Source organism: Undibacterium sp. Ji83W (genome assembly GCF_049340385.1).
Lineage (GTDB): Bacteria > Pseudomonadota > Gammaproteobacteria > Burkholderiales > Burkholderiaceae_D > Undibacterium.
The window spans coordinates 50455-67886 of record NZ_JBMPOZ010000003.1; the positions used below are offsets into that span (position 1 = coordinate 50455).

Consider the following 17432-nt stretch of genomic DNA (forward strand, 5'->3'; position numbering starts at 1 on the left):
TCTGCACCGTTTTCATTGTCCCATATCAAAGAATCAGAAAAGAATCAGAGATTGTTTTTCAAGAATTCCCATTTTGCTTTTTGCAGTGACCACATGGTCCAGTCCCCGCGCGGGCCGTGGCCTGCACCCGGATACAATTGCAGGCTATAGTCCTTGCCATTCTTGATCAGTTCATCAATGAACATGATGGTATTTTGCGGGTGGACATTGTCATCCATGGTGCCATGCATGAGCATGATCTTGCCACTCAAGTCCTTGGTGGCTTTCAGCACGCTGCCCTTGTCATAGCCTTCGGCATTGTCTTGTGGCAGGCCCATATAACGTTCGGTATAGACACTGTCATACAGGCGGTAATCTGTCACTGGCGCACCGACGAAACCTACTTTCCATGCCTTGCTGTGCGTCATCGCATACGAAGTCATATAGCCGCCATAACTCCAGCCATTCAGGGCTATCCTGTCCATGTCGGCCCAACCCTGCTTGCGCAACCATTCCAGGCCATCTAGCTGATCTTGCAATTCCAGCTGTCCCAGTTTTTTGTGTATGGGCCAGGCGCTGGCCAGGCCCTTGTTGCTGGCGCTGCAGTTATCCAGTACCCAGACGATATAGCCTTGCTGCGCCAGGAAATGATGCCAGAGGTTGTTGTTCCAACGGTCAACCACCTGCGGTGCCATGGGGCCAGAGTACAGATGCTGGTAGACCGGGTATTTCTTTTTAGGATCAAAATCCGGTGGCAGGAACAGCAGGCTCTCCATCAGGAAGCCATCACGCGATTTGATTTGCTGTTGCGTGACTTTAGCCAGCTTCAGGCTTTGCATTTTTTCTGGCACGCCAACATCATCGACCAGCTTTTGCGATACACCTCCTGCATTGAATACTGCCTGCTTTGGTGGCTGCTTGAGACTACTCCAGCTATCGATGAAATGGGTATATGCACTATTCCAGCGTGCATAGTGGGTGCCTGATTCTGTCGTCAGTCTTTGCAGCTTGCTGCCATCCAGATTGACGGCATACACATCATTGCCTATGGGGTTACGTTCATTGGCGGCAAAAAAGACTTTGCCTTTTGCTTCATCCACACCATAGACGCTACGAATATCCCAGTCGCCCTTGGTGATCGCGCCCTTGAACTGATATTGCTGGTCATAGCGATACAGATGATGGTGACCAGTGCGGTCAGATTCCCAGATAAAGCTACCATCTTTCAAAAATTGCGGCAAAGGCAAGCGCTCCACCCAGGCAGGGCTGCTCTCGCGCAGCAATTGCCTGCTGCGGTACTGAGCATCATAGATACGCAAGTCCAGCCAGGTTTGCACGCGGTCTTGCCAGGATGCCAGCAACTTGCCGCCTGGCGTCCAGCCCACCTGAACGATCAGGGTTTCCTTGCCGGCATAAGGGTCTTCAGTCCAACTGGTTTTGCCCGTCATATCGACAACGCCCAACTTGACTTCAGGATTGGGGTCACCAGCCTTGGGATAGCGTGTGCGCTCGCTCTTGATAGGCTGCACATGGTCACCGCTGAGAGTGTAGACAGGCACCTTGCTTTCATCAAAACTCAAGTAAGCGATTTTTTTGGAATCCGGTGCCCACCAGAATGCACGCAATTTGCCACGGCCATAAATCTCTTCCATGTACACCCAGTCCAGGCGGCCATTGAACGTGGTTTCATTACCACCTGTAGTCAGGCGTTTTTCTGTGGCGCTAGCGACATCCGTCAGGTAAATATCATTACCCTTCAGATAGGCGACTGATTGCAGGTCGGGCGACAAGATCGCTTCATCTTCATGCTGATCTGGCGTATGTGTCAGTTCCCTGACCTTGTTCAATTGCAGGTCCAGCAACCACAAATCATTTTTATAAGTGAACAGATAAGACTTCAAGTCAGGCTTGATTTGCGGTGTCAGCTTATCTATCTGAACCCTGGCTTCTTTTTCAGGTATGCCCGCAGCTGTCATCATCGCCAGGATATTGCCATCTGCCAGCAGGGCCTGCTTTTCCCAGGTCGCTGGATTAACTACAAACTGCTGCACTACCCCAGCTGTACTCTGGGTTTCTATGAGCCGGTTTTGCGCATCCCAGGCCAGACGTGTCAAAGTCCTGGTATCAAATTTTTCTTTTTTTGTCGGGTGATAAATCATTTCAAGACTGAGCATGCCATCCTGGGCTTGCGCAGCATTGCTGGCAAGAACAGGGCTGATAGCCAACAAAAAAGACGCGATACGAATTCGCATAAAACCTCTAAGCCACAAGTTGAAGAAAAAGTATGTCAAAGTCCACGTCCTGAAATTTAACAGATACGGATTATGACCGTGACAGGGATGCGCAGTTCAAGAAAAATTCACATCAAGAATAATTACGATTCTTGAATGGAAAAGAAAAAACCCACCGTTATTGCTAACGATGGGTTTTTAATTTGGTGCCGACTGCCGGAATCGAACTGGCCACCTGATGATTACAAGTCAACTGCTCTACCAAATGAGCTAAGTCGGCGAAACTTTTTTCGTTTTTGCCACGTTGCCGTTGCATTCCCGAAGACCAAGATTATAGGCTACTTTATTATTTTTAGCGAGGGCTTTTCTGATTTTTTTTCAGATTTTTTAGGTTCATCTGTAGAAACCTGATTTTCAACAGGTGTTGGCTTGCTGCTTACTGCAGCCAGACCAAGTACAGGTTTGGTATTTTCTTCAACTTCAATGGCTGCGTCTGCGCCTTCTTCAGTTTCGCTGAGGTCAACTTCAAACGCCATGCCCTGGCCGTTTTCACTGGCATACACTGCCAGCACATTTTCTACCGGCACATAGATTTCGCGGGATACACCACCGAAGCGGGCTTTGAAGGCGACCGCATCATTATCCATCTTCAGACCACTGGTCGCGCCGAAACTGATGTTGAGTACAATTTCACCGTTCCTGACGAACTCCATGGGCACGCGCGCAGCATGGTTGACCTTGACCGCCATATAAGGAGTAAAGCCATTGTCAGTGCACCACTCATAGATGGCACGCATAAAATAAGGCTTGGTAGATATTTCTTGCATGTTTATACAATCGGTGAAAATGTACGTTAAGAAATGTACGTAAAGAACGTGCTTTAGGGTACTTTAGGCGGACAGCCCAAAAACAACAAGGCTGACGTTTGCATCAGCCTTGTTATCTTATCCTGAAACAGGTCTTGCTTATCTGCGCATGACTTTTTCAGAAGGTGTCAGCGCTTCGATGTAGGCAGGACGGGAGAAAATACGTTCTGCATATTTCATCAAAGGTGCTGCTGTCTTCGACAATTCTATACCGTAGTGATCGAGGCGCCACAACAATGGGGCAACGGCCACGTCCAGCATGGAGAATTCATCGCCCAGCATGTATTTGTTCTTGACGAACAAAGGCGCAAGCTGGGTCAGGCGGTCGCGAATTTCTGCACGTGCCTTGTCCTGTACTTTGGCCGACGCAGTGTTCTTGTCGTTTTCCAGAGTGTGGACGTGGATGAACAATTCTTTTTCAAAATTGAACAGCATCAAACGGGCGCGGGCGCGTTGCAGCGGGTCTGCCGGCATCAGTTGCGGATGCGGGAAGCGCTCATCGATGTATTCGTTGATGATATTGGATTCATACAATATCAATTCACGTTCAACCAGGATAGGCACCTGACCATAAGGATTCATGGTCGAGATATCTTCAGGCTTGTTAAACAGATCAACATCGCGGATTTCAAAATCCATGCCTTTTTCGAACAGAACCAGGCGGCAACGTTGAGAAAATGGGCAGGTTGTACCCGAGTAGAGAACCATCATTTTATAGTTCCTTAGAAACGATCAGGGCGAGGAGCCAGTTTAGCGCACCTCACCCCAGGGATTACACGTCCGTCTACGACGGAGAAAAACGGACGATCTCAAAAAATTCCTGGCTCATGCTGCTAACAGCACAAGCCCGAAACCTTACATTTATTTTACTTCTTTCCAGTACGATGCATTCAAGCGCCATGCCAGAGTTGCCAGCGTAGCGAGGAACAGCAAGACCCAAACGCCAAGGCGTCTGCGTGTGTTTTGTGCCGGCTCACCCATCCACTGCAAGTAAGCAACCAGGTCGCCAACAGCATTGTCATATTCAAGGCGGCTCATTGTTCCACCACTGGCAAGGCCCAATTTAATAGGCTCTTTACCGACATGGTGATGCTCGCCTGCCAGCGCTTCTGTATGCTCGCTGCGATTGCCTTGCTCATCAAAGGTAACGGTAGTTTCAGCAAAGCCGTTGGCTTTACCATCTGCCGTCTTTACTTCCTTGACTTCTACGGCGGTTGCACCACGTTTGGCACCCTGCAATTCCCACAATACATGAGGCATGCCGACGTTTTCAAATACCGCATTATTCCAGCCAGTCGGTCTTGTTTGATCACGGTAGTAAGTACGCAGATAAGTGTAAATCCAGTCAGCGCCAGTACCATCACCAGAAGCTTTGGCACGGGCAATCACGGACAAATCAGGTGGCACTGCGCCAAACCATTCCTTGGCATCCTTGGCTGACATGGTGGTTTTCATCAGGTCGCCGACTTTTTCGCCAGTGAACAGCAGGTTCTGCCTGATCTGCTCATCTGTCAAACCGATATCTTTCAAACGGTTGTAACGCATGGCTGACGCGGAGTGGCAGTTCAGGCAGTAGTTGACGAACAGCTTGGCACCGTTTTGCAATGCTGGCAGGTCAGTAGAGCGATCAGGTGCGTGGTCCAGTGGGAAGGACCCACTATTTGCCAGTACCATTGCAGGAGCAAATGCCAGCACAGCGATCAGTTTTTTAAGTAATTTCATGCTTATTCTTCCTCGCTTTTTCTCAGTGCGCTGCAAATGTTACGCGCTTTGGCACGGGCTTGAATGTGCCCATTGCACTCCACCATGGCATCAGCATGAAGAAGCCGAAGTAAATGATCGCGCAAACTTGGGAGATGCGTTCACGAATTGGTGAAGGTGGCTCCACACCGAGGTAACCCAGGGTAACGAAAACAATACCGAAGACGATGTACACATATTTGTGCCAGTCTGGACGATAACGTATTGATTTAACTGGAGAAACATCCAGCCATGGCAGGAAAGCCAGAATTACGACGGAACCGCCGAACAATACCACACCCCAGAATTTCGCATCGAGAGCACCAGGCATCATGCCAGCGATAGCAACCAGAGCAATTGCTGCAATTGCAATCTTCAGCAATTGTGGCAACTTGGTCGTCAGCCAGATCAAAGCAACGTAAGCAGCAGCACCAGCTTGCACCACGAACAGGAACTCAGAAGTCGTCGCACGCAGAATCGAGTAGAACGGCGTGAAATACCAGGTTGGCGCAATATGTGACGGCGTTTTCAATGAATCAGCCGGGATAAAGTTATTGTACTCAAGGAAGTAACCACCCATTTCCGGTGCAAAGAACACGACTGCACTGAAGATAGTCAGGAACACAGTCACGCCAAAGATATCGTGGAAAGTGTAGTAAGGGTGAGAAGGCACGCCATCAACCGGGTGACCATCAGGGCCCAGGTTTTCTTTGATTTCAATACCGTCAGGGTTGTTGGAACCCACTTCATGCAAGGCGATCAAATGAGCAACTACCAGACCCAGCAATACCAGAGGAATGGCGATGACGTGGAAGGAGAAGAAGCGATTCAATGTCGCATCAGACACCACATAGTCACCACGGATCCACAGGGACAGATCAGGACCAATGAAAGGAATGGCACCAAACAGGTTGACAATAACCTGAGCACCCCAGTAAGACATCTGGCCCCATGGCAGCAGGTAACCGAAGAAGGCTTCGGCCATCAGGCACAGGAAAATCGCGAAACCGAACAACCATATCAGTTCACGTGGCTTGCGGTAAGAACCGTACAGGAAAGCACGGGTCATATGCAGGTACACGACGATGAAGAATGCCGAAGCGCCTGTCGAGTGCATGTAGCGCACCAGCCAGCCCCATGGCACATCGCGCATGATGTATTCAACTGAAGCAAACGCCAGCGTTGCATCTGGTTTGTAATGCATGACCAGGAAAATACCGGTGACGATCTGGATAACCAGTACCAGCATCGCCAGGGAACCAAAGATGTACCAGAAGTTGAAGTTCTTTGGTGCGTAATACTTGCCCCATTGCTCATTCCACAGCTTGGTCAGCGGAAAACGGGAATCAACCCAGTTCAAGGCCTTGTCCACGACAGGTGCGTCTGCCGGGAGTTTTTTCTCAACAAATGCCATGATTAAGCCTCGCCTTTCTCATCTTTACCGATGATGATTTTGGTGTCTGATAAAAACATGTGACGAGGCACATCCAGATTTTGTGGCGCTGGTTTGTTTTTATATACACGGCCAGCCAGATCGAAAGTCGAACCGTGGCATGGGCAGAGGAAGCCGCCTTTCCAGTCATCAGGCAGGGACGGTTGCGCGCCTTCCTGGAATTTGGAGCTTGGGGAACAACCCAGATGCGAGCAAATACCCACGGCAATCAGGATGTCGCTATGCTCTTTACGGGCACGGCTTTGCTTCTCGCAATAGTCTGGCATATCCATGGTGTAAGGTTTTTCCGATTTTGGATCGGCAACCTTGTCTTCAGTCTTTTTCAGACTGTCCATCATTTCTGGTGTGCGTTTCAAAATCCACACTGGCTTACCACGCCACTCTGTCGTTTGCATTTCGCCTGGTTTCAAGGACGAAATGTCTACTTCCACCGGCGCACCTGCTGCCTTAGCACGTTCGGATGGCTGGAACGTACTTACCAGCGCTCCTGCAGTTGCCAAGCCTGCCACACCGCCTGCCGCGCATGTGGCGACGAGCAAACCGCGACGGCCGGAATCGACCTGCTTTTCGATACTCATACCAACCCCAATCTGTCAATAATCAAAACTTGATGAAGCAAAACCCAGCTTCTAGCAACCTTAAATTATAAATGACCCGGATATGGTTTTAAAGAAAAAGATATCCGAAACGCCAACTTGCTGGCATTTTTCAACAATTCAAGCCTGAATTGCATGTTCAGACTGGCTGGATTTGTACTTTGAGCACAAAATCGCAGGCAATAATAAGTATTTAGGCATCCAGGGAAAAGAAAATTGACAAAAAACTGCGGGCTTTTCGCCTGCTTTGCGCATTAAAATCTTGCTACTTACATTTTGGACATGCATTTTGTAGCTCATTTCGCACCAAATTTGCACCCGAAGCCGATCTTTATCATTTCTTTACCACCTCTTTATCAGCCTCTCAACCGGAGAATTTCTATGAGTATGTTGCAAGAATTTAAAACATTTATCAGCCGCGGCAACGTGGTTGATCTGGCAGTCGGCGTCATCATCGGTGCCGCTTTTGGCAAAATCGTTGATTCCCTGGTGGGCGATATCGTCATGCCTGTCATTGGCCGTATTGTCGGTGGCCTGGACTTTTCCAACTACTACATTCCGCTGAATGGTCAGGGCACGCATCTGGTGCTGGCAGAGGCAAAAAAAGCGGGCGGCGTTATCGCTTATGGTAATTTCATCACGGTCAGCGTAGGTTTCGTTATCCTGGCTTTTGTCATTTTTCAGATGGTAAAGTTGGTGAATGCCATGAAAAAAGCAGAACCTGTACCAGAACCTGCACCTGAGGTCACGGCCGAAGATATTTTGCTGTTGCGTGAGATCAGGGATGCTTTGAGGAAGTGAAGGTAAAAACTTTTAGTATTCAAAAAATATTAATGCATAAATTAATGCATAAATCTCCTCCCTTTTAAGGGGATGTCATCGGAGTTTCGCAAAGCATGCTTTGTGCTGGCAGAATCCAGGTCGCCTACGAGCGACGCAGTGGACGGTCGGGATGGAGAAGGGGTTTCTGCCACAAATTCATTGACCGTTAATCGACTGAAACCCATCCCCACCCTAACCCTCCCCTTGAAAGGGAGGGAATTTCCCCTCTCACACCGGATTATCAATATCCACAAAACTATGCTGCACCCCAAACGTGTCAGCAATAAATTGCCCCAGATTCTGCACCCCAAAGCGCTCGGTCGCATGATGGCCGCAGGCGATGTAAGCCACGCCTGATTCACGTGCCAGATGTACCGTGGGTTCGGAAATTTCGCCGCTCAGATAAACCGAAGCACCGGCCGCAATCGCCTGATCCAGCATATTCTGGGCAGCGCCAGTGCACCAGGCAACCCGGCCAACAGCAGCAGCAGGATCACCGATCAGCAAGGGCTTACGACCCAGCTTTAACTCTATATGCAGCTCCAGATCGGCCAGGGTAGCGATGGCTTTGTCATCCACCGTGCCCAGCCAGGCCAGGTCATTTTCGCCAAAGCGCCCGTCTGCGGTCAGGCCCAGGCGACGGGCCAGGCCTATGTTATTGCCCAGTTCTGCATGATTATCCAGAGGCAGATGGTAGGCAAACAGGGAAATATCATTTTCCAGCAAGAGTTTCAGGCGACGCTGTTTTTGTCCTATGACGCGCATATCTTCACCGCGCCAGAAGTAACCGTGATGCACGAGTATGGCATCGGCCTGCATTTCCACAGCTTTTTCCAATAATGCTAAACTGGCAGTCACGCCGCTGACTATATGTTTAATCGTGCTGCGCCCTTCCACCTGCACGCCGTTTGGGCAATAATCACGGAAGTTATTTACCTGTAATTCTTTTGCCAGGAATTGCGCTAATTCGTCCCGATTCACTGATTTCATACTGATTCTCACTATGCGTCGTCTTTGGTTATTGTTTGCCCAAACTGTCACTGTCGGTCTGGCCATCTGGTTTATTGTAACCACCTTGAAACCCGACTGGGTAAAAGCTGGGTATAGCGCCAGGCAAACCCAGACCCTGAACGCTGGCGCCATCGTCAAGGAAGCGCCTGCCAATAGCATACCCGCGCAAAGCTCGTATGGTGCGGCAGCAAAGCGCGCCATGCCTTCAGTGGTGAATATTTTCACCTCAAAAGAAGTGCGCCAGCGTCGCAACCCGCTACTGAATGATCCCTTCCTCAGGCGTTTTTTTGGTGACCAGCAAAACCCACAGGCTGAGCGTTTATCCAGCCTGGGTTCAGGCGTGATCGTCAGTTCCGAAGGCTATATCCTCACCAACAACCATGTGGTGGAAGCTGCCGATGATATCGAAGTTGCCCTGACAGACGGCCGCAAGGCCAGCGCCAAGATAGTGGGTACTGACCCCGAAACCGATCTGGCCGTCATCAAGATTGATTTGCCGGACTTGCCTGCGATTACCTTGGGCCGCTCCGACACCGCCAGTGTGGGTGATGTAGTACTCGCCATCGGCAATCCCTTTGGCGTAGGCCAGACTGTCACCATGGGCATCATCTCTGCCCTGGGGCGCAATAACCTGACCGACAATGCGTTTGAAAACTTTATCCAGACAGACGCTGCCGTCAACCCTGGCAATTCTGGCGGTGCACTGGTGGATGTGAATGGTAATCTGCTGGGTGTCAATACAGCGATTTATTCACAGACTGGTGGCTCAGTGGGCATCGGCTTTGCTATCCCGGCCTCTACCGTCAAACAAGTGATGGAATCCATCATCACCAATGGTCATGTGGTGCGCGGCTGGATAGGTGTGGAGCCGCAAGACATCACACCGGAACTGGCAGACAGCTTTGGCCTGAAACAAAAGTCAGGTGCCATCATTGCTGGCGTCATCCGTGGCGGCCCGGCTGACAAGGCAGGCATGAAGCCTGGTGACATCCTGATTGCCATCGAGGGCAAGCCAGTGGGCGACACTACCCAGATGCTGAACCTGGTGGCACAACTGAAGCCAGGCAACAAAGCCAAAATTACGGTTTTACGCGATACCAAAGAACCGACATTGGAAATCCTGATAGGCAAGCGCCCGTCAGCGCGTAAAGAAGAATCCAAGGAATAGAGAAATCCATGCATTTGATAGACTTGCAAGCTTATTTGTCCGAACTGGGCGACAACAATAACCGCGCCTGGTTCGTCATGAACAAGCCACGCTATGACATTTTGCGGGCAGAATTTTTGCAACTGGTGACTGAATTGATTGCAGACATCAGCAAATTTGACCCTTCCATCATAGGACTAGAACCGAAAAAAGCGCTGTTCCGCATCAACCGCGATGTGCGTTTTGCGCATGACAAGTCGCCGTACAAGACGACTTTCTCGTCATCCATCTTGCCCAGCGGACGCAAGAAGCCTAGCGAAGGTGGCGGGCCTGCCTATTATTTCCAGATGGATGGTACTGGACGCCTGTTCTATGCGGTCGGTGAATACATGCCACCTTCTGATCGTCTGAAGGCAATACGCACTCACATCGTGGCTGACCCGGATGGTTTTGCCAAAGTGTTGAAAGACAAAAAACTGAAAGCGCAGTTTGGAACCCTGCAGGAAGAAGGCAAGCTGCAGCGCCCGCCCAAAGGCTTTGATGCTGATCTGCCGCATATAGAGCAGATCAAGCTGAAGAGCTTCATGGTATGGACAGAATGCCCACTCAAGGGCATGCATACAGAAGAGCTGAAAACTACCCTGCTGAAAGCTTACCGTAGCGCGATGCCGCTGGTAAGCTGGTTAAGGTCAGTTCCCGTTTGATTCGCTGGACTCAGGCTCTGCAGGAGCCTGAGTTGCCCTGACGAACAGCGGGGCAATCAGCAAACCCAATTCAAACAATAAAATCATCGGTACCGCCAGTGAGAACTGGCTGACGATATCGGGTGGCGTCACAATCGCGGCAATCACAAAGGCACCGACGATGATGTAAGGTCGGATAGCCTTCAGTTTTTCCAGTGGTACCAGACCCATGCGCACCAGGACCACTACTACCACTGGCACTTCAAATGTCACGCCAAAAGCCAGACACATGGAAATGATGAAATCCAGATAATTTTCTATATCCGGTGCAACGCTGATGGACGTTGGTGCAAATTCATTGATAAATTTGAAGACGCGGCCAAACACCAGGAAATAACAAAACGCTACGCCACTCAGAAACAACACGGACGAAGAAATCACCAATGGAGCCACCAGGCGTTTTTCATGCGTGTACAGACCAGGCGCAACAAAGGCCCAGACCTGGTACAAGACCCATGGCAAGGCCACCATGAAAGCCGCCAGCAAGGTCACTTTCATGGGCACCAGAAATGGCGAAATAACACCTGTCGCGATCATTTTTGAGCCTGATGGCAAGGATGCCAGCATGGGTTGCGCCAGAAAATCATAAATCGCCGATGGCCCTGGCCATATCATCAAGACTGCACAGGCGAAAAGCACGCCGCCAAATATCTTGACCAGCCTGTCACGCAATTCAACCAGATGCGAGATAAAACTCTCTTCAGGACTGTGTTCCGTTTGCTCGCTCATGCGAATACCGCCAAATTATGAAAACGCAAAGACATAAGCGAAAATTAAAAGAAACTGCTGCCAGAACGGGGATAGGCACGGTGACGCGCCATTCTTGCCGATCCAGAGATAATATGCTGACGCTGACCATGGCGGTTTTTATACCAGGCTGGCAATGCTGATGTGCGGGCAAGTTTTTTACGCCGGAAGCTCTTTACCTTGACTGACAATTGCTCTGGCGTGGCCGTATGCAACAAGGCCGTATCGGTTTCCTGACCCAGATTGCGCAATTCCTGTTCAGTTTCTGACCAGGTCTGGTGTATGGATTGCTCTACATTATGAGCAGCATCCTGTACATCCTTTTGCATCTTGCGCAATTCTTCCAGCTCGATTTCACGACTGACTTCGGATTTGACTTCATTGATATAGCGCTGCGCACGACCCAGCAGGGTGCCAGCCATCCTTGCCACTTTGGGCAATTTTTCAGGACCGATAACAATCAGTGCAACCACACCTATCAATGCAAGCTTGCTGATACCAAGGTCTATCATGCTGGCAATCCCGGCAATGGCGGCACATCAGCGCAAGGAAAATGCATCACAGCTTGGATTTGTCTTTTACTTCTACGTCTATGGTGCTTTTGTCAGCAACCTGCTGTGACGATCCCGGTTTTTCCTCTTCACCCTTAACGCCATCCTTGAAACCCTTGACGGCCTTGCCCAGGTCAGAACCGACATTGCCCAGCTTCTTGGTGCCAAACACCAGCACGATAACAACCAGAACAATCAGCCAGTGCCAAATACTTAATGAACCCATTACTTACTCCCGTGAGAGTCTTGCTCTCGAAAAATATGATCAAAACCTGTTTTGTCACCGTCCGCAAGAGCCGGTTCCGGTGTCAATAAAAAAAGCTATCAGCGCTGCCCACGCCAAGGCTTGGGACCGCCTATCACATGCATGTGCAAATGATACACCTCCTGCCCACCATCTGGCCCGGTGTTGATCAGGGTTTTATAACCACCTGACAAACTGCCATCGGCCTGCTGTATCGGGGCGCATCCTTGCTCCTGTGCCAACTTCGGGGCCAAAGCCAGCATTTTACCCATTAAGGCTGTGTGTTCCGGCTGTATTGAAGACAAAGTATCGATGTGCAGTTTAGGAATAATCAACAGGTGCACAGGGGCAGCCGGGTTGATATCTTTAAAGGCCAGCAATTCTTCATCTTCATAAACACTGGCAGAAGGAATTTGTTTTGCAGCGATCTTACAAAAAATGCAGTTATCCACGTTTTATCCGTTCCTCAACAAGACGTATACTTATGCTCACGCATCCTTGCGTGCCGCTTTTTCTTCAATACCAGAAATACCTTCGCGCCTTGCCAGCTCATCCAGCACCTGCTGAGGGCTGAGATCATACTGCGCCAACATGACAAGCGAATGAAACCAGAGGTCGGCACATTCATATAAAAGCTTGGTCGCATCACCAGACACCCGCGCGTCTTTAGCTGCCATGACGGTTTCTGTTGCTTCTTCGCCTATCTTTTTCAAGATGGCGTCATCACCCTTGGAAAACAGGCGCGCCACATAGGATTTATCCGGGTCGCCGCCATTCACCAGTTTACGGCTTTCTATGATCTCTGCCAGGCGCTGCAAAGTCTGTATTTGTGTGTCGCTCATTTGTAAATACTTTCCGGATCTTTCAAGACCGGATCAACTGCCAGCCAGTCACCATCGTTGAGGCTGCCTTCAAACTTCTGGAAGAAGCAGGAATGACGGCCAGTATGGCAAGCGATGCTGTCGGTCTGTTCTATCTTCAGCAAGACCACGTCTTCGTCACAATCGATGCGGATCTCCTTGACCTTCTGGATGTGACCTGATTCTTCACCTTTATGCCAAAGTTTCTTGCGCGAGCGGCTCCAATACACAGCTTCACCCAGTTCCACGGTTTTTGTCAGGGCATCGCGGTTCATCCAGGCAAACATCAATATGTCGTTACTGCTGGCTTCCTGGGCGATGACAGGCACCAGGCCGTTTTCATCCCACTTGACCTTGTTCAACCATTTTGCCGCGCTCATGACAACCTCATCGGTATATGTTGTGCAGCCATAAATTGTTTTGCTTCACCTACTGTATGTTGCCCGTAGTGAAAGATGCTGGCAGCCAGTACCGCATCTGCCCCACCCACTTTGATACCATCCGCCAGGTCTTGCAAACCACCAACACCGCCTGAGGCGATAACGGGTATCGATACTGCGTCCGACACTGCACGGGTCAGGCCCAGATCAAAACCGGAACGGGTACCGTCCTTGTCCATGCTGGTCAGCAGGATTTCACCTGCGCCCAGTTTGGCCATGTGCATAGCCCATTCAACCGCATCCAGACCAGTGGCATTGCGGCCACCGTGGGTGAACACTTCCCATTTGCCTGGGCCTACATTTTTTGCATCAATCGCCACGACTATGCATTGCGAACCGTACTTATGTGCAGCATCGGCCACCAGTTGTGGGTTGGTCACGGCAGAAGTATTGATGCCTACCTTGTCAGCACCGGCATTGAGCAAACGGCGTACATCAGCTACCGTACGCACACCACCACCAACAGTCAGCGGGATGAATACTTGCGAAGCCACGGCTTCGATAATCGGCAAGATCAGGTCACGGCCATCAGAGGATGCCGTGATATCGAGAAAAGTAATTTCATCTGCGCCTTGCCCGTCATAACGGCGGGCGATTTCTACCGGATCACCAGCATCGCGCAATTCCTGGAAATTAATGCCCTTGACGACGCGGCCAGCGGTCACGTCCAGACAAGGGATAATACGTTTGGCTAAGCTCATTCAGTCTCTTCTTCATCATCGAATTCACCGCTGAGTTCATCGGCACGGTCTTGTGCAGACAACAAATCCAGCGTGCCTTCGTAAATCGAACGGCCACAAATCACACCTTCTATACCCTCGTCTTGCACAGCACACAGGGCTTCGACGTCGGCCAGCACATGCACGCCGCCAGAAGCAATCACAGGGATGCTGACGGCTTGCGCCAGTTTGACGGTAGCTTCGATATTCACACCGCCCATCATGCCGTCACGGCCTATGTCGGTGTAGACGATGGCTTCAACGCCATAGCCTTCAAATTTCTTGGCGAGGTCAATGACTTCATGGCCAGACAATTTGCTCCAGCCATCGGTGGCTACCTTGCCATCCTTGGCATCAATGCCGACGATGATCTGGCCAGGGAAAGCGCTGCAGGCATCTGCCAGGAAACCGGGGTTCTTGACCGCAGCGGTACCGATGATGATGTAGGACAGGCCATCGTCAAGATAACGTTCTATGGTATCGAGATCGCGGATGCCGCCACCGAGCTGCACCGGGATTTCTTCGGTATCGGTTTCTTCTGCGTAATCACGCACCGCTTGTATGATGGCTTTGACAGCCGCCTCGTTCTTGGGCTTGCCAGCAAAAGCGCCGTTCAAATCCACCAGATGCAGACGACGCGCGCCCTGACGCAGCCAATGGCGCGCCATTTCGGCAGGGTCTTCAGAAAATACGGTGGCCTGGTCCATGTCACCTTGTTTAAGGCGTACGCAGTGGCCATCTTTCAGGTCTATAGCAGGGATGAGCAGCATGATATGAGAAAAGTAGGAACGTCAATTAAACAATAAAAGAAGACAATACGACAAGACAATAAGAACGGACAATACCAGTTAAAAATCAGGGCAAACAATTTACATCAGACATTACTCAGACATTAAATCGGCACTTATGGTTTCCAGTGTACAAAATTCTTATACAGTTGCAAGCCAGCCGTCGCGCTCTTTTCAGGGTGGAACTGGGTAGCGAAGATATTGTCACGCGCTACTGTGCAGGCAAACAGGCTACCGTAATCCGTCATGCCTACTGCATGTTTTGCATCTGCAGGCTGGGCATAATAACTATGCACAAAATAAAAATAGGCATCGTCAGCAATGTCTTGCCACAAGGCATGAGACTGCGATTGTTTAACGCGGTTCCAGCCCATTTGTGGCACTTTGTAACGCGAGCCATCTGCCTGCAATTGCCCATCCAGTTCAAAGCGTACCACTTTACCGGGCAAGAGACCCAGACCAGGGGTATTACCCTCTTCGCTGACATCAAACAGCATTTGCTCACCCACGCAAACGCCAAACAGGGGTTTGCTGCGGGCGGCTTCCAGCACGGCATCTTGCAGGCCTGATTCGCGCAGGCAGCTCATGCAGTCCGGCATGGCGCCTTGCCCTGGCAAAACGATACGATCCGCGCTACGGATATCGGCTACTTCGCCAGAAATAAGCACATTCACTTCAGGTGCCACGGCACGCAGGGCTTGCGCTACCGAGCGCAAATTACCCATACCATAATCTACTACAACAATTTTATTCATAATGGATCACCAGCCGGGCTGGTATCTGCTATCTGTATTGCGATTAAAGGCTGCCTTTGGTCGAGGGTATGGTTCCTGCCGCACGCGCATCCAGCTCGGTTGCCATGCGCAGGGCACGGCCAAAGGCTTTGAACACAGTTTCGCATTGATGATGGGAGTTGTCGCCGCGCAAGTTGTCGATATGCAAGCTGACCAAAGCATGATTGACGAAACCCTGGAAAAATTCACGGGTCAGGTCCACATCAAAATTGCCTATCATGGCGCGGGTAAAGGGAATATGGTATTCCAGGCCGGGGCGACCAGAAAAGTCGATGACCACGCGTGACAATGCCTCGTCCAGAGGCACATAGGCGTGGCCATAACGGCGTATGCCTTTTTTATCACCAATCGCCTTGGCAAATGCCTGGCCCAGGGTAATACCAACATCTTCTACCGTGTGATGAGCATCAATATGCAGGTCACCGACGGCTTCTATGTCCAGATCAATCAGGCCATGACGGGCAATCTGATCCAGCATATGATCCAGGAAAGGGACGCCAGTATTGAGTTTTTGCTGGCCTGTGCCATCAAGATTAATGGCAACACGGATTTGTGTTTCATTGGTATTGCGGGTAACCGCCGCAATGCGTTCTATGGGCTTATTCATTTTGATGATAAAGATGCTGCCAGGGCAGCAAGAAAAAGAGCATTCTCTTCCCGGGTGCTGACTGTAATACGCAGACAGTTACCCAGCAGATTATGCATTTTACCTACATTTTTGACTAAAATTTTTTGTTCGCGTAATTTCACAAAGACTTGTTCGGCATTCGCAACACGTATCAGCACAAAATTGGCAGAAGAAGGAAAGACTTGCACCTCTGGCAAGCTTGCCATCGCTGCCATCAATTCCGTGCGTTGCTGGCGCAATTCTGCTGCCTGGACATCCAGTACTTCTACTCTTGCCAAGACAAATTCTGCGGCTGCCTGCGTCAAGACATTGATGTTGTAAGGCGGACGCACTTTTTCAAACTCATGCATGAGGGCATTATTGCCAGCCATATAACCCAGACGTATGCCTGCCAGGCCCAGCTTGGAGACGGTGCGCATAACGACCAGATTATCAAACTCTGCCAGACGCGACATGAAACTGGCCTGGGCAAAGGGTTGATAAGCCTCGTCAACTATGACGATGCCATTCTCACCAACCGCCTGCAGTATGGCGACCATGTCGTCCGCATCATACAGCGTGCCGGTAGGATTATTGGGGTAAGCCAGGTAAGTGATGACGGGTTGATGCTCGACTATGGCAGCCAGCATGGCGGCCTTGTTCAGCGTGAAGTCCGGGTTCAGGTCTACGCCCACAAATTCCAGCCCGGCAAACAGGGCCGACATGGCATACATGACAAAGCCCGGCACAGGCGCAAGCACCTTGGCACCCGGTTTGGCGCAGGCAATGGAGACCATGCTGATGAGTTCATCCGAGCCATTGCCGAGGACGATGTCATGACCAGCAGGCACACCGAGTTTGTCGGCGATCAATTGCTTGAGGCTGGCATAGGCTGGTTGTGGATAACGGTTCAGTGCTACGCCTGCCAGATGCTTGGCCAGTTCCTGCTGCATATCGGGCGGCAGCAGGTAAGGGTTTTCCATCGCATCCAGCTTCAGGAAACCGCTGGCGTCCGGCACGTGGTAAGCGGACAGGCTGGCGATTTCAGGACGTATCAGTTTGGTGATGCTCAATTCTTTGCTCCATGTTCAGGG

21 protein-coding genes and 1 tRNA gene are annotated in these 17432 nt (G+C 50.5%); 3 read left to right on the forward strand and 19 right to left on the reverse strand.

Annotated elements, in window-relative coordinates; genetic code table 11:
- Nucleotides 1-44: 44 nt before the first annotated feature.
- From ACO0LD_RS07010 to petA, 7 genes are all read right to left on the reverse strand, one after another.
- Nucleotides 45-2231, reverse strand: coding sequence for a S9 family peptidase (locus ACO0LD_RS07010; protein WP_423005127.1), 2187 nt, complete (start codon nt 2229-2231; stop codon nt 45-47).
- Between the two features lie 183 nt (nt 2232-2414).
- Nucleotides 2415-2490, reverse strand: a tRNA-Thr gene (locus ACO0LD_RS07015).
- Nucleotides 2491-2548: 58 nt separating this feature from the next.
- Entirely contained in the window at nt 2549-3037 is a 489-nt protein-coding gene (locus tag ACO0LD_RS07020) for a ClpXP protease specificity-enhancing factor (RefSeq protein WP_423005129.1), read from the reverse strand.
- Nucleotides 3038-3175: 138 nt separating this feature from the next.
- A complete protein-coding gene (locus ACO0LD_RS07025; protein ID WP_110256517.1) occupies nt 3176-3787 on the reverse strand; it encodes a glutathione S-transferase N-terminal domain-containing protein in 612 nt (203 codons plus the stop codon).
- A 150-nt stretch (nt 3788-3937) separates the two neighbouring features.
- A complete protein-coding gene (locus ACO0LD_RS07030) occupies nt 3938-4798 on the reverse strand; it encodes a cytochrome c1 (protein WP_423005131.1) in 861 nt (286 codons plus the stop codon).
- A gap of 22 nt (nt 4799-4820) precedes the next feature.
- Nucleotides 4821-6233, reverse strand: a complete 1413-nt coding sequence (locus tag ACO0LD_RS07035) for a cytochrome b (protein WP_423005885.1) — start codon at nt 6231-6233, stop codon at nt 4821-4823.
- A complete protein-coding gene (gene petA / locus ACO0LD_RS07040; RefSeq protein WP_423005133.1) occupies nt 6233-6847 on the reverse strand; it encodes a ubiquinol-cytochrome c reductase iron-sulfur subunit in 615 nt (204 codons plus the stop codon). Before petA ends, ACO0LD_RS07035 begins: the two co-directional genes overlap by 1 nt.
- A gap of 399 nt (nt 6848-7246) precedes the next feature.
- Here petA and mscL point away from each other — a divergent pair, with 399 nt between their 5' ends.
- The gene (gene mscL, locus ACO0LD_RS07045) at nt 7247-7666 is read left to right on the forward strand and encodes a large conductance mechanosensitive channel protein MscL (protein ID WP_423005135.1); all 420 of its coding nucleotides are present in this window, start codon (nt 7247-7249) and stop codon (nt 7664-7666) included.
- A gap of 249 nt (nt 7667-7915) precedes the next feature.
- Here mscL and ACO0LD_RS07050 read toward each other — a convergent pair whose 3' ends face one another.
- Complete coding sequence (locus tag ACO0LD_RS07050; RefSeq protein ID WP_423005137.1) at nt 7916-8677, reverse strand: Nif3-like dinuclear metal center hexameric protein; 762 nt, start codon at nt 8675-8677, stop codon at nt 7916-7918.
- 13 nt (nt 8678-8690) lie between these two features.
- Here ACO0LD_RS07050 and ACO0LD_RS07055 point away from each other — a divergent pair, with 13 nt between their 5' ends.
- The gene (locus ACO0LD_RS07055; protein WP_423005139.1) at nt 8691-9866 is read left to right on the forward strand and encodes a Do family serine endopeptidase; all 1176 of its coding nucleotides are present in this window, start codon (nt 8691-8693) and stop codon (nt 9864-9866) included.
- A gap of 8 nt (nt 9867-9874) precedes the next feature.
- Complete coding sequence (locus ACO0LD_RS07060) at nt 9875-10549, forward strand: DUF2461 domain-containing protein (RefSeq protein ID WP_423005141.1); 675 nt, start codon at nt 9875-9877, stop codon at nt 10547-10549.
- On the opposite strand, the gene tatC is transcribed toward ACO0LD_RS07060, so the two are convergent.
- The 11 genes from tatC to hisC form a co-directional block, all read right to left on the reverse strand.
- Entirely contained in the window at nt 10535-11317 is a 783-nt protein-coding gene (gene tatC / locus ACO0LD_RS07065; protein ID WP_423005143.1) for a twin-arginine translocase subunit TatC, read from the reverse strand. The two genes, ACO0LD_RS07060 and tatC, sit on opposite strands and share 15 nt — an antisense overlap.
- Before the next feature lie 44 nt (nt 11318-11361).
- Nucleotides 11362-11847, reverse strand: coding sequence for a Sec-independent protein translocase protein TatB (tatB, locus tag ACO0LD_RS07070; RefSeq protein ID WP_423005145.1), 486 nt, complete (start codon nt 11845-11847; stop codon nt 11362-11364).
- A gap of 46 nt (nt 11848-11893) precedes the next feature.
- The gene (gene tatA / locus ACO0LD_RS07075) at nt 11894-12112 is read right to left on the reverse strand and encodes a Sec-independent protein translocase subunit TatA (RefSeq protein ID WP_423005147.1); all 219 of its coding nucleotides are present in this window, start codon (nt 12110-12112) and stop codon (nt 11894-11896) included.
- A 98-nt stretch (nt 12113-12210) separates the two neighbouring features.
- Nucleotides 12211-12582, reverse strand: coding sequence for a histidine triad nucleotide-binding protein (locus tag ACO0LD_RS07080; RefSeq protein ID WP_423005149.1), 372 nt, complete (start codon nt 12580-12582; stop codon nt 12211-12213).
- A gap of 36 nt (nt 12583-12618) precedes the next feature.
- Nucleotides 12619-12972, reverse strand: a complete 354-nt coding sequence (locus tag ACO0LD_RS07085) for a phosphoribosyl-ATP diphosphatase (protein ID WP_423005151.1) — start codon at nt 12970-12972, stop codon at nt 12619-12621.
- Nucleotides 12969-13370, reverse strand: coding sequence for a phosphoribosyl-AMP cyclohydrolase (gene hisI, locus ACO0LD_RS07090; RefSeq protein ID WP_423005153.1), 402 nt, complete (start codon nt 13368-13370; stop codon nt 12969-12971). The genes ACO0LD_RS07085 and hisI overlap by 4 nt, the downstream gene beginning before the upstream one ends.
- Nucleotides 13367-14131: an imidazole glycerol phosphate synthase subunit HisF gene (hisF, locus tag ACO0LD_RS07095; protein ID WP_422637243.1), complete on the reverse strand. Its 765-nt coding sequence runs from the start codon at nt 14129-14131 to the stop codon at nt 13367-13369. Before hisF ends, hisI begins: the two co-directional genes overlap by 4 nt.
- Nucleotides 14128-14919, reverse strand: coding sequence for a 1-(5-phosphoribosyl)-5-[(5-phosphoribosylamino)methylideneamino]imidazole-4-carboxamide isomerase (hisA, locus tag ACO0LD_RS07100; RefSeq protein ID WP_110256502.1), 792 nt, complete (start codon nt 14917-14919; stop codon nt 14128-14130). The genes hisF and hisA overlap by 4 nt, the downstream gene beginning before the upstream one ends.
- A gap of 134 nt (nt 14920-15053) precedes the next feature.
- Entirely contained in the window at nt 15054-15692 is a 639-nt protein-coding gene (hisH, locus tag ACO0LD_RS07105) for an imidazole glycerol phosphate synthase subunit HisH (RefSeq protein ID WP_423005156.1), read from the reverse strand.
- 43 nt (nt 15693-15735) lie between these two features.
- A complete protein-coding gene (gene hisB, locus ACO0LD_RS07110; RefSeq protein ID WP_110256500.1) occupies nt 15736-16338 on the reverse strand; it encodes an imidazoleglycerol-phosphate dehydratase HisB in 603 nt (200 codons plus the stop codon).
- Nucleotides 16335-17411 carry a histidinol-phosphate transaminase gene (gene hisC, locus ACO0LD_RS07115; protein ID WP_423005158.1) on the reverse strand — a complete coding sequence of 359 codons (1077 nt, stop codon included), beginning with the start codon at nt 17409-17411 and terminating at the stop codon, nt 16335-16337. Before hisC ends, hisB begins: the two co-directional genes overlap by 4 nt.
- Nucleotides 17412-17432: the final 21 nt, after the last annotated feature.